This is a genomic window from Streptomyces sp. NPDC002795 (assembly GCF_042888725.1).
In the GTDB taxonomy this organism is placed as follows: Bacteria; Actinomycetota; Actinomycetes; order Streptomycetales; family Streptomycetaceae; genus Streptomyces.
Window position 1 is genome coordinate 637,227 of the sequence record NZ_JBIAQB010000002.1, and the last position, 12,708, is coordinate 649,934.

Genomic DNA, 12,708 nt, shown 5'->3' on the forward strand with positions numbered 1-12,708 from the left:
TCCCCATGACTTCCACGACCCCCCAGCCGAATGCGCCGACGATCCGGACCGAGTTCCCGTTCGGAACGGTCCGCGAGGACATCCGCGTACCCCTCTCCGACGGGACGACGCTCTTCGCGCGCGTCTGGCGCCCCGTGACCGAGGAACCGGTCCCCGTCCTCCTCGAATACCTCCCGTACCGGCTCTCCGACTGGACGGCGCCGCGCGACTGGCAGCGGCACCCCTGGTACGCGGGCCATGGCTACGCCTCCGTGCGCGTGGACGTGCGCGGCCACGGCAACAGCGAGGGCCTGCCGACCGACGAGTACTCCGAGACGGAGCTCGCCGACGGCGTCGAGGTCGTGAACTGGCTCGCCGCGCGGCCCTGGTCCTCCGGCAAGGTCGGCATGTTCGGCATCTCCTGGGGCGGCTTCAACTCCCTCCAGATCGCGGCCCTCGCCCCCGAGCCGCTGAAGGCGATCGTGACCGTCTGCTCGGCGGACGACCGCTACGACAACGACGTGCACTACATGGGCGGCTCCGTGCTCGCCGTGGACATGCACGCGTGGGCGGCGACGATGCTGGCGTTCGTGTCGCGGCCGCCGGACCCGCAGTTCGTGGGCGACGGCTGGAAGGACATGTGGACGAAGCGCCTCGACGCCGTCGACCCGTTCATCCACACGTGGCTCGACCACCAGACCCGCGACGACTACTGGCGGCACGGCAGCGTCTGCGAGGACTACTCCGCGATCAAGGCGGGCGTGCTCGCGGTCGGCGGCTGGCACGACCCGTACCGGGACACCGTGCTGCGCCTCGCCGAGCACCTCCCCGACGAGCAGATGCGCGGCATCATCGGCCCCTGGTCGCACCAGTACCCGGACCGCGGCCTGCCGCCGGGCCCGGCCATCGGCTTCCTCCAGGAGACGCTGCGCTGGTGGGACCACTGGCTCAAGGGCGACGAGAACGGGGTGATGCAGGAGCCCAAGCTCCGCTCGTACATCAGCGACTCGCACCCGCCGGCCACCGTCTACGAGACGCTCCCGGGCCGCTGGGTCGGCGACCCGTCGTGGCCGTCCCCGAACGTCTCCCCCCTCTCGTACGCACTCCAGGGCCCGCCCCAGATCGTGCGCTCGCCGCAGCACACGGGGCTCGACGCGGGCCGCTACTTCCCGTTCGGGAACGACGCGGACCTGCCGCCCGACCAGCGCGAGGAGGACGCGAAGTCGGCGTGCTTCGAGTTCGAGGTGCCGCAGGAGCTACGGGTGCTGGGCCGGCCGCGCGTGACGCTGCGGCTGACGTGCCCGGTGGAGCGCGGGCAGGTCGTGGCGCGGGTGTGCGACGTGGCGCCGGACGGCTCCTCGACGCTCGTGACGCGCGGCGTCCTCAACCTGTCCTCCCGACACGGCCGTTCCGAGAACGTGCCGTGGGATCCGGACACGACCGAGGACGTCACCTTCGAACTGAACGGCATCGGCCACGCCTTCCCCGCCGGGCACCGCATCCGGCTCGCGGTCTCGTCCGCGTACTGGCCGTGGATCTGGCCGCAGGCCGGCTCGGAGGCCGGTTTCACGCTCGACCCGGTGGGCAGCTCGCTCGAACTGCCGGTGCGCGGTGCGGAACCGGGTGGGGACATCACCTTCGGCGGCCCGGAACAGTCGGAGCCGCTCGGCGTGGTCTACCCGGAGACGCTGGAGGGGCCGCGCCCCGAGCGCCTCGTCGTCCGCGACGTGGCCAAGGGCGAATGGCGCATGGAGGTCGACCCGCGCTACGGCGGCACGCGCCTGTACCCGGACGGCCTGGAGTTCACCGAGGACGCGCTGGAGACCTACGTCATCAACGAGAACGACCCCCTGTCCGCCCACACCCGCTCCGACTGGACGATCCGCCTCCACCGCCCGGACACGGGCTGGGACACCCACGTGGAAACCCGCTCCGAAATCACCTGCACGGCAACGGAGTTCCTCACGTCGAGCGAGGTGGTGTGCCGGGACGGCGCGGAGGTGGTCTTCCACCGGACCTGGGAACACCGAATCCCCCGAACGGCGGGCTGATCAACCCCTGCGACGGGTAGCCAAGTCAATCCCTGCGACGGAGAGCCAAATCAATCCCTGCGGCGGGGGAGCCAATCAAGCCCCTGCGGCGGGTGAGCCGATCAAGCCCCTGCGGCGGGGGAACCAAATAAGCCCCTGCCGCGGGTGAGCCAATCAAACCCCTGCCGCGGGTGAGCCATTCAAGCCCCTGCGGCGATTGAGCAGCGGGGTCCGGGGCGGAGCCCCGAGGCCGGAGGACGGACTACCGGAAGAGGCGGTCCAACACCACCGCCACCCCGTCCTCCTCGTTCGACGAAGTCACTTCGTCGGCCACAGCCTTGAGCTCAAGATGCGCATTGCCCACCGCAACCCCCCACCCCGCCCACCCGAACATCGGCACATCATTCGGCATATCGCCGAAGGCAATCGTGTCGGAGGCCCCCGCCCCGAGCCGCCCCGCGGCAAGACTGAGCCCCGTCGCCTTGGTCACGCCGCGCGGCTGAAGCTCGACCGTCCCCGGCCCCGACATGGTGACCGTGGCGAGCGGCCCCACCGCCGCTCTCGCCACCGCCGCCAACTCGTCGTCGGACAGCGACGGGTGGCGCAGCAGCACCTTGCTGATGGGCCGGGCCCAGAGCGCGGCACGCCCCCGGACCCGTACGGCGGGCAGCGTCGGGTGCGGCATGAGGTAGCCGGGCTCGATGAGCGTGAGGCCCTCCACCCCGTCCTGGTCGACGGCCGCGTACACCTGCCCGACCTCGGCCTCGATCTTCCCGAGGGCCTGCTCGGCGAGGTCCCGGTCGATCGTCAACGACCACAGCAGCCGGTCCCGCACGCCGTCGTACAGCTGCGCCCCCTGCGCGCACACGGCGAGCCCACTGCCGCCGAGGTCGTCGAGGATCGGCTTCACGCGGGGCGCGGGCCGTCCCGTCACCACGATGTGCCGGGCGCCCGCGGCGCCGGCCGCCGCCAGGGCTTCGCGGGTCCGGTCGGAGACCGTGTCGTCGCCGCGCAGCAGCGTGCCGTCCAGGTCGGTGGCGATGAGTGCATATGCGGGTGCGGACATGATCCGAAGAATACGGACCGTCCGCGCCCCCGAACCGTCGGGTACCGGCCGCCCTGGCGAGGTACGGCCGGTCACGACGAGGCGATGTCATCTGTTCGAGTTACCCCCCGGTGTGGTCAACCAGGTTGGCCACACCGGTAGTTGCCGGCGGCACCCGGTCACCCGTGCGCCGCCGCCAGATGCCCGGCGAGCCGCGGCGAGGCGAATTCCGTGCCGCAGACGAAGCGCATGACAGGACCGTACGAGGACCCGCCCAGCATGCCCGTGAAGTACAGGCCGGGGACGGAGGACACATAGCCGGCGCCGAGCCGCGGCGTGCCGCGGCTGGTGACGAGCCGCGTGCGCAGCCCCTCCCCCAGGAACGGCATCGCCGCCAGGTCCACCCGGTATCCCGTCGCCGCGATGACATGGTCGGCGGACAGGTCGTCGGCGCGGCCGCCGAGCGTCCGCACACTCAGGACGGGCGCCCCCCGCGACACCGTCACCCGCTCGATCCCCGCGACGTCGCGCACCGCGACCTTGCCCTCGAACCGCTCCTTCAGCCACCACGCCCCCAGCGGCCCGAGCACCCGCCTGACCAGGAAGTGCCGTGCCTGCGGCGGGAGATGACGGTACGGGTGCGGGTAGTACGTGAGCGCGTAGAGCGACCACGCGTTGCCGAACGGGGTCTGTGGGCGGAACCTCGGCTGGTGCCACGGCGGCGCCCCGAAGCGCACCCGGCCCTTGCCGCGCGCGACCACCTTCACGCTCGCGCCCGCCTCCGCCGCGAGCGCCGCCGTCTCCAGGGCGGACTGGCCCGAACCGACGACGATCAGCTCCTTGCCGGCGAACCGGGACAGGTCGTGGTGCTGCGCGCTGTGCGAGACCGGGCCCGTGGGGGCGGGTCCGTCCGGCACGGCCGCGGCGAATTCTCCCGGCAGGTACTCCAGACCGGACAGGCCGGTGGCGACGACCACCGCCCGCGCCGTGAACTGCTCGCCCGAGTCCAGCTTCAGCTCGAAGCCCTCGCGCCCGCGCCGGTCCACGGAGACGACCCGCACCCGCTCCAGGTCGGGCACCAGCCTCTTCTGGAACCAGTCGCCGTACTCCACGAACGTGTCGGCGGATATCAGGTCCTCGTCCGTGACGAGCCGCTTGATCCCTGCCGCGTCGCAGTAGTCGACCAGCTTGTGTCCGCGCTGCGGCGCGTCGATGTTCGACGCGGACGGCACCGACTTGAGGATCATGCCTTCGGGCATGTGCGAGCGCCAGCTCACCATGGGTTCCCCGAAGACCCTGACGGGTATCCCGCGCGCCCTCAAATGCGCCGCGGTGGACAGGCCGTAGGGACCTGCCCCTATGACTGCTACCGGATGATTCACGAAGCCCCTCCCCAGGACGACGACGCGTCACTACTCCGCTTGCTTCCGTCAGGTCCGGCCGCCGCGTCCGCCGCCCGAACCGGTGCTGCTGCCACGGCGATTGGCCCGCCACAGCTGATAGAGATGCTTGACCCCCGGCCGTACGAACCGGGCGAGCATCGTGAAGAACGGCCGCGGATCGTCGGCCGCCCACCACGCCAGCTCCGTGCCGCTCGCGCGGGACGGGGCGTGCGGGGTCGTATAGCCGCTGCGCCGGTACGCCAGCAGGGCCGGCAGGTCGATGTTCTCGACGACGTAGCGGTGTCCCGCCCGCTGTTCCCCCTCCGGAACGGTGCGGCCGGTGAGTGCGAGGTGCATGGCACGGACGACGTCGACGCCCGCCTCGTTCTCGAAGAGGCGGAACTGGGCGCCCGTCCGCGGATTGAAGTCGAGCAGCTTGTACTGTCCGTCGCGCCGGTCGAAGCGCAGGTCGAGGTCGATGATTCCGGTGAAGCCGATCTGTTTGATGAAACGTGCGGCGACGTCCGCGAGTTCCGGATTGTCGACGACATACGCGTTCGCCGTCATGCCCGCGTGCGGCGGCCAGGAGCGGACCTTGACCCCGGTGAACATCGCGAGCGGCGTGGAGTACTGGTCGAAGTACGCGTGCACGATCCAGTCCTCGGCGTCCTCGCGCGGCAGATACTCCTGGAGGATCACACCGGGCTTCTCGCCCCAGTCGAGGGCGAGTTGGCGCAGCCCCTCCGGCGTCTCGATCTTCGTGGTCCCGTTGACGGCGGGCCGCGAGCGCCGCGTGAACGCCTCCCGGTTCTTCGCCACGACCGGAAACCGCGCCCGCACCGCGAACTCCTCGATGTCCGCGTACGACGCCGGGAACGCGGCCGTCGGCGACGGGACACCGTGCTCCACGCACAGTTCGTGCAGGCCCTGCTTGCTCGCGAGGCGGCGCGGCAACTCCCCCTCCACGCGCGGGAAGAGCAGGCCCGCGGCGGCGAGCGGGTCCTGGTGCTCGGCGATGAGGACCGCCGCCTCCTCGTCCGTCGGGATCAGCACCGTCGGCCGGCCGATCCGGCGGGCGACGCGCAGCAGACCGTCGACCAGCCGCTCCGGCTCCTCCGTCCCCGTCGTACGCCAGGGGAAGGCGCGGCGCAGATAGCGCGAGGCCGCCGCGGGCGTGTACCGGTCCTCGGTGATCGCGTACATCGGCACGCCGAGACGCCCCAGGCTGCGGATCGCGCCCACCCCTCCGTGGTGCAGCGGGTAGTCGCCGAACTTGACGATCAGGCCCGGGACTTCACAGTCCACGGCGAACGGCACACTCCCAGCACTTCCAGCGCTTCCCGCACTGCTGGCACTCCCGGTACTCCCGGCCACGGGTCCCCCCACGTGTCCCCCCTTGGACCCGGACCTTGAATACGGGCTCCAGCCCCGTCCGTGCCCACCGGACAATGACGCTAAGCCGGAACCCATCACTCCATCAACGGGTCATTCGGACATTGCGAACTCTTTAGGCACTGCCGCAAACCGGCACCTCCCCCGTAACGTGTGGCACACCCGAATGGAAAGTGAGGCCCGCAGGCATGGCACCCGCAGCCACCTCCGAGTCCGCGTCCGAGCACACCCCGCTCGACCGTCTCGACCCACTCGACCTTCCCGAAGGCCACCCCTTCGGCCCGCACAACCTTCCGTACGGAGTCTTCTCCCTCACCGACGACGCCTCGGGGGCCGGCGAACGCTCCGTGGGCGTCCGCATAGGGGACCACGTCCTGGACGCGGGCGCCGCCGCCGCGGCCCTCGGCTCCCCGTACGTCACGGTCCTGGCCCGCCCGAGCCTCAACTCCCTGCTGGCGGCCGGCCGTACGACCTGGTCGGACGTGCGCCGCGCCCTGACGGCCTGGGTCACAGTCCCGTCCCACCGCGAGGCCGTGCGCCCCTTCCTGCACCCCCTCTCCTCGGTCACCCTGCACCTGCCGTTCGAGGTCGCGGACTATGTCGACTTCTACGCGTCCGAGAACCACGCCTCCAACCTCGGGCGCCTCTTCCGCCCCGACGAGGAGCCCCTGAAGCCCAACTGGAAGCACCTGCCGGTCGGTTACCACGGCCGCTCCGGCACGGTCGTCGTCTCCGGCACGGACGTCGTGCGTCCCTCGGGCCAGCGCAAGGCCCCGACCGACCCGGCCCCCGTCTTCGGCCCGTCCGTCCGCCTCGACATCGAGACGGAGGTCGGCTACGTGGTCGGCGTCCCGTCGCGGCAGGGCACACCGGTCCCGCTCTCCTCCTACCGGGACCACGTCTTCGGCCTCTGCCTCCTCAACGACTGGTCGGCGCGCGACATCCAGAACTGGGAGACGGTGCCGCTCGGCCCGCACCTCGGCAAGTCGTTCGCGACGTCGATCTCCGCGTGGATCACCCCGGTGGAGGCCCTGGACACGGCCCGCGTGGGCCCGCCGGAGCGGACGGTGCCGCTGCTGCCGTACCTGGACGACAGCGGCCCCGAGGCGGCCGCCGACCCGGCCGGCTACGACCTGCGTATCACGGTCACCCTCAACGGCCAGGTCATCTCCGAACCCCCCTTCTCCGGTATGTACTGGACAGGCGCCCAGATGCTCGCCCATATGACGGTCAACGGCGCCTCCCTGCGCACCGGCGACCTCTACGGCTCAGGCACGGTCAGCGGCACGCAGGACAACGAACGCGGCTCCCTGATCGAGATGACCTGGAACGGTCAGCAGCCGCTGGACCTCCCCGACGGCAAGCGCGGCTTCCTGGAGGACGGCGACGTGGTCACCCTCTCGGCCTGGGCCCCCGGCCCGAACGGAGCGAGAGTCCACTTGGGCGAGGTCACAGGCCGCATCGCGCCTACGGCGTTTTGAGCCCCTGCGGCGCTTGAGCAGCGGGGTCCGGGGCGGAGCCCCGAGACGCCCACCCCGTGCTACCAGTCCACATCCTCCGGCACCGACTCATCCTCCGGCGGCGGCTCCTGGCCCACATAGTCGGGCCAGGACTCGCCGCCCTGCGACGCCGCGTCACCCCTGAGACCCGCCAAAACCCCCAGCACTCCTTCCCCCCACGTCGCCAGCTTCTTCTCCCCGACCCCGCCGATCGTGCCCAACTGCCCCAGCGACGTGGGCTGTTGCAGCGCGATCTCGCTGAGCGTCGCATTCTGGAAGATGACGTACGCTGGCACCCCGTGCTCCTTCGCCTGCGCCCCGCGCCAGGCCCGCAGCGCCTCGAAGACCGGCGCCACCTCCGCCGGCAGCTCCACCGCGGGCGACTTCGCCTTGCGATCACGGGCCACCGCCGCACGCGGCGCCGGCTTCGGCTCCTTGCGCAGCCGCACCTCCCGCTGCCGCCCCAGCACGGTGCCGCTCTCCTCGGTGAGCACCAGCGTCCCGTACTCGCCCTCGACCGCGATGAGGCCCTGCGCCAGCAACTGCCGCACCACGCCCCGCCATTCGGCCTCGGCCAGCTCTTCTCCGATACCGAAGACGGAGAGCTGGTCGTGGTCGAACTGGATGACCTTGGCGCTGCGCTTGCCCAGCAGGATGTCGATGACCTGGCCCGCGCCGAACTTCTGCCGCCGCTCTCTCTCCAGGCGCACCACGGTCGACAGGATCTTCTGCGCGGCGACCGTCCCGTCCCACGTCTCGGGCGGCGACAGGCACGTGTCGCAGTTGCCGCAGGACGATGCGGCGCCCTCCTGCCCGAAGTACGTGAGCAGCTGGGCCCGGCGGCACTGCGCCGTCTCGCACAGTGCCAGCATCGAGTCGAGGTGGGCGGAGGCGCGGCGCCGGAACGCCTCGTCCCCCTCCCCCATGTTGATCAGCTTCCGCTGCTGGACCACGTCCTGCAGCCCGTACGCCATCCATGCCGTCGACGGCATGCCGTCACGCCCGGCGCGGCCAGTCTCCTGGTAGTAGCCCTCGACGGACTTCGGCAGGTCGAGGTGGGCGACGAACCGTACGTCCGGCTTGTCGATGCCCATGCCGAACGCGATGGTCGCGCAGACGACGAGGCCCTCCTCCCGCAGGAACCGCGACTGGTGCCTCGCACGCGTCCCCGCATCCAGGCCCGCGTGGTACGGAACGGCCTCGATCCCATTGCGGCTGAGGAACTCGGCCGTCGCCTCCACGGACTTGCGGGACAGGCAGTAGACGATGCCCGCGTCGCCCTCGTGCTCCTGCTTGAGGAAGCCGAGCAGCTGCTTCTTCGGGTCGGCCTTGCCGACGATCCGGTACTGGATGTTGGGCCGGTCGAAGCTCGCCACGAAGTGCTTGGCGTCCGGCATGCCGAGGCGCTGGGTGATCTCCTGGTGCGTGGCGTGCGTCGCCGTCGCGGTCAGGGCGATGCGCGGCACGTCGGGCCAGTTCTGGCCGAGCACGGACAGGGTCAGATAGTCGGGGCGGAAGTCGTGGCCCCACTGCGCGACACAGTGCGCCTCGTCGATCGCGAAGAGGGAGACCTTGCCGCGCGACAGCAGCCCGAGCGTGGAGTCGAGGCGCAGCCGCTCAGGCGCCAGATAGAGCAGGTCGAGCTCGCCCGCGAGGAACTCGGCCTCCACGAGGCGGCGCTCCTCGAAGTCCTGCGTCGAGTTCATGAACCCGGCGCGCACCCCGAGCGCCCGCAGCGCGTCCACCTGGTCCTGCATCAGCGCGATCAGCGGCGAGACGACGATCCCCGTACCGGCTCTGACCAGCGCCGGAATCTGGTAGCAGAGCGACTTTCCGCCGCCGGTCGGCATGAGTACGACAGCGTCCCCGCCGCCCACCACGTGCTCGATGATCGCTTCCTGCTCACCGCGGAAGGCGTCGTACCCGAAGACCCGGTGGAGCGTGGCTAGCGCCTCGCTCCCGGTCACCTCGCTCATACCCTGTGTCCCGTCCATCGCCCTGCCCCCGTGCGTCCAGCTCGTCTCGACTTCTCCAGTAACGATAGGGGTCCGGACTGACACTCCGGAAAGTTATCCACAGGCTGGGGGTTCTCCGCACGCAAATGGAGGCCCGGCCCTCATCGGGCCGGGCCTCCACCACGCGCGACGGCGGCGTTGCCGCTACCTCACGAACACCCCGGCCTGGCCCGCCAGATCCAGGAAGTACTGCGGCGCGACCCCCAGCACGACCGTGACCGCGACGCCCACCCCGATCGTCGTCATGGTCAGCGGCGACGGCACGGCCACGGTCGGGCCGTCCGCCTTCGGCTCACTGAAGAACATGAGGACGATGACGCGGATGTAGAAGAACGCGGCGATCGCCGAGGACACGACACCGACCACGACGAGAACGCCCGCGCCGCCCTCGGCCGCCGCCTTGAACACGGCGAACTTGCCCGCGAACCCAGAAGTGAGCGGAATGCCCGCGAACGCCAGCAGGAAGACGGCAAAGACCGCTGCCACCAGTGGGGATCTGCGCCCGAGCCCCGCCCACTTCGACAGGTGCGTCGCCTCGCCTCCCGCGTCGCGCACCAGCGTCACCACGGCGAAGGCACCGATGGTCACGAAGGAGTACGCGGCCAGGTAGAACAGGACGGACGAGACCCCGTCGGGCGTCGTCGCGATGACACCGGCCAGGATGAAGCCGGCGTGCGCGATCGAGGAGTACGCGAGGAGCCGCTTGATGTCGGTCTGCGTGACCGCGACGATCGCACCGCCGAGCATCGTGACGATGGCGATGGCCCACATGACAGGACGCCAGTCCCAGCGCATGCCCGGCAGGACGACGTACAGCAGACGCAGCAGCGCCCCGAAGGCCGCGACCTTCGTGGCCGCCGCCATGAACCCGGTCACCGGCGTCGGCGCGCCCTGATACACGTCCGGCGTCCACATGTGGAACGGGACGGCGCCGACCTTGAACAGCAGGCCCATGCCGACCAGCGCCATGCCGATGAGCAACAGCGCGTCGTTGCCCATGGTGTCGGCGAGGGCCGGGTCCACGTTCTGGATCGAGCCGTCGACGACGCTCGCGATCGTGGCGTACGAGACCGAGCCCGCGTAGCCGTACAGGAGCGCGATGCCGAACAGGGTGAAGGCGGACGCGAAGGCGCCGAGCAGGAAGTACTTGACCGCGGCCTCCTGCGACATGAGCCGCTTGCGGCGGGCCACGGCGCAGAGCAGGTACAGCGGGAGCGAGAAGACTTCCAGGGCGATGAACAGCGTCAGCAGGTCGTTCGCCGAGGGGAAGACCAGCATTCCGCCGATCGCGAAGAGCGCCAGCGGGAACACCTCGGTAGTGGTGAACCCGGCCTTTATGGCCGCCTTCTCGCTGTCGCTGCCCGGCACGGACGCGGCCTGCGCGGCGAACGAGTCGACGCGGTTTCCGTGCGCCTCCGGGTCGAGCCGGCGCTCGGCGAACGTGAAGATCGCGACGAGGCCGGACAGCAGGATGACCCCTTGGAGGAACAGCGCCGGGCCGTCGACGGCGATCGCGCCCATGGCCGCGATGTGCGCCTTCGTCGTCCCGTACCCGCCGGCCGCGAGCCCCACGACCGCCGCGAAGGCGGCCGCGAGCGCGACGACGGCGAGGAACACCTGCACGTAGTAGCGGGAGCGGCGCGGCACCAGGGCCTCGACCAGGATCCCCACGACGGCGGCACCGATGACGATCAAGGTCGGCGACAATTGCGCGTACTCGATCTTCGGTGCGTCGATCTTGGAGATCGGGTCCGCCGCAGTTGTCCACAGACTGTGGACGGCTGACGTAGTCACTTGTGAGCCGCCTCCACTTCCGGCTTCGGGTCCTTCTTGTGGACGTCGGACAGGGTGTGCTTGACCGCCGGGTTCACCAGCTCGGTGAGCGGCTTCGGGTAGACGCCCAGGAAGATCAGTACGCCGATCAGCGGGACCACGACCGCGAGCTCACGCACTCGCAGATCCGCGATGCCCTCGGTCGACGGCTTCACCGGGCCCGTCATGGTGCGCTGGTAGAGGACCAGCGTGTAGAGCGCGGCGAGCACGATGCCGAAGGTGGCGATGATGCCGATCACCGGGTAGCGCGTGAACGTGCCGACCAGGACCAGGAATTCGCTCACGAAGGGCGCGAGGCCCGGCAGCGAGAGCGTCGCCAGGCCGCCGATCAGGAACGTGCCGGCGAGCACCGGGGCGACCTTCTGGACGCCTCCGTAGTCCGCGATGAGCCGCGAGCCGCGCCGCGAGATCAGGAACCCGGCGACCAGCATCAGCGCCGCCGTCGAGATCCCGTGGTTGACCATGTAGAGCGTCGCGCCGGACTGGCCCTGGCTGGTCATCGCGAAGATGCCCATGATGATGAAGCCGAAGTGCGAGATCGACGCGTAGGCGATCAGTCGCTTGATGTCGCGCTGGCCGACCGCGAGCAGCGCGCCGTAGACGATGCTGATCAGGGCGAGCACCAGGATCACCGGCGTCGCCCACTTGCTCGCCTCCGGGAAGAGCTGGAGGCAGAAGCGGAGCATCGCGAACGTGCCGACCTTGTCGACAACTGCCGTGATGAGTACGGCGACCGGGGTGGTGGCCTCCCCCATCGCGTTCGGCAGCCAGGTGTGCAGCGGCCACAGCGGGGCCTTCACCGCGAAGGCGAAGAAGAAGCCCAGGAAGAGCAGGCGCTCGGTGTTGGTCGCCATGTCGAGCGAGCCGCTCGCGCGGGCTTCCGCGATCTCCGAGAGCGAGAAGGTCCCCGCCACTACGTAGAGGCCGATGACGGCCGCCAGCATGATGAGGCCGCCGACCAGGTTGTAGAGGAGGAACTTGACGGCCGCGTACGAGCGTTGGGTCGCGGCCTCCTTCTCGCCGTGCGGGCCGGCCCGGTCCCCGAAGCCGCCGATGAGGAAGTACATCGGGATGAGCATGGCTTCGAAGAAGATGTAGAAGACGAAGACGTCCGTGGCCGCGAAGGAGATGATCACCATCGCCTCGACCAGGAGGATCAGGGCGAAGAAGCCCTGCGTCGGCCGCCACCGCGTGTTGCCGGTCTCCTGCGGGTCGGCGTCGTGCCACCCGGCGAGGATCACGAACGGGATCAGCAGCGCGGTCAGCGCGATGAGCGCCACCCCGATGCCGTCCACGCCCACCTCGTAGCGGACCCCGAAGTCGGCGATCCACGCGTGGGATTCGGTGAGCTGGAAGCGTCCGCCGCCCGGGTCGAAGCGGACCGCGACCACCGCCGCGAGCACCAGGGTGGCGAGTGAGAACAACAGCGCGAGCCACTTGGCCGCGGTGCGCTGCTTCGCCGGCACGGCGGCCGTGGCGATCGCGCCCACGGCCGGCAGTACCGCCGTCGCTGTCAGCAAGGGAAAAGACATC

At 70.4% G+C, this 12,708-nt stretch carries 8 protein-coding genes; 2 read left to right on the forward strand and 6 right to left on the reverse strand.

Features of this window, described 5'->3' with window-relative positions:
• The first annotated feature begins 5 nt into the window (after nt 1-5).
• Entirely contained in the window at nt 6-2,030 is a 2,025-nt protein-coding gene (locus ACFYWS_RS07550; protein WP_389270765.1) for a CocE/NonD family hydrolase, read from the forward strand.
• 241 nt (nt 2,031-2,271) lie between these two features.
• Here ACFYWS_RS07550 and ACFYWS_RS07555 read toward each other — a convergent pair whose 3' ends face one another.
• From ACFYWS_RS07555 to ACFYWS_RS07565, 3 genes are all read right to left on the reverse strand, one after another.
• Nucleotides 2,272-3,075 carry an HAD family hydrolase gene (locus ACFYWS_RS07555; RefSeq protein ID WP_389270768.1) on the reverse strand — a complete coding sequence of 268 codons (804 nt, stop codon included), beginning with the start codon at nt 3,073-3,075 and terminating at the stop codon, nt 2,272-2,274.
• 158 nt (nt 3,076-3,233) lie between these two features.
• Entirely contained in the window at nt 3,234-4,436 is a 1,203-nt protein-coding gene (locus ACFYWS_RS07560) for an FAD-dependent oxidoreductase (RefSeq protein WP_389270771.1), read from the reverse strand.
• A 48-nt stretch (nt 4,437-4,484) separates the two neighbouring features.
• A complete protein-coding gene (locus tag ACFYWS_RS07565) occupies nt 4,485-5,753 on the reverse strand; it encodes an ATP-grasp domain-containing protein (RefSeq protein ID WP_389270774.1) in 1,269 nt (422 codons plus the stop codon).
• 263 nt (nt 5,754-6,016) lie between these two features.
• On the opposite strand from ACFYWS_RS07565, the gene fahA reads away from it, so the two are divergent.
• Entirely contained in the window at nt 6,017-7,309 is a 1,293-nt protein-coding gene (gene fahA, locus ACFYWS_RS07570) for a fumarylacetoacetase (protein WP_389270777.1), read from the forward strand.
• Between the two features lie 59 nt (nt 7,310-7,368).
• Here the strand turns inward: fahA and recQ are convergent, their stop codons facing one another.
• From recQ to ACFYWS_RS07585, 3 genes are all read right to left on the reverse strand, one after another.
• On the reverse strand, nt 7,369-9,303 hold the full coding sequence (gene recQ / locus ACFYWS_RS07575) for a DNA helicase RecQ (RefSeq protein WP_389270780.1): 1,935 nt from the start codon (nt 9,301-9,303) through the stop codon (nt 7,369-7,371).
• A gap of 183 nt (nt 9,304-9,486) precedes the next feature.
• Nucleotides 9,487-11,136, reverse strand: a complete 1,650-nt coding sequence (gene nuoN / locus ACFYWS_RS07580) for an NADH-quinone oxidoreductase subunit NuoN (RefSeq protein WP_389270783.1) — start codon at nt 11,134-11,136, stop codon at nt 9,487-9,489.
• The gene (locus ACFYWS_RS07585) at nt 11,133-12,707 is read right to left on the reverse strand and encodes an NADH-quinone oxidoreductase subunit M (protein ID WP_389270786.1); all 1,575 of its coding nucleotides are present in this window, start codon (nt 12,705-12,707) and stop codon (nt 11,133-11,135) included. The genes nuoN and ACFYWS_RS07585 overlap by 4 nt, the downstream gene beginning before the upstream one ends.
• Nucleotide 12,708: the final 1 nt, after the last annotated feature.

Bases quoted from the DNA above. Each gene is read 5' to 3' on its own strand.
- ACFYWS_RS07550 (WP_389270765.1), top strand. From the start codon at position 6: ATGACTTCCACGACCCCCCAGCCGAATGCGCCGACGATCCGGACCGAG.
- ACFYWS_RS07555 (WP_389270768.1), bottom strand. From the start codon at position 3,075: ATGTCCGCACCCGCATATGCACTCATCGCCACCGACCTGGACGGCACG.
- fahA (WP_389270777.1), top strand. From the start codon at position 6,017: ATGGCACCCGCAGCCACCTCCGAGTCCGCGTCCGAGCACACCCCGCTC.
- recQ (WP_389270780.1), bottom strand. From the start codon at position 9,303: ATGAGCGAGGTGACCGGGAGCGAGGCGCTAGCCACGCTCCACCGGGTC.
- ACFYWS_RS07585 (WP_389270786.1), bottom strand. From the start codon at position 12,707: ATGTCTTTTCCCTTGCTGACAGCGACGGCGGTACTGCCGGCCGTGGGC.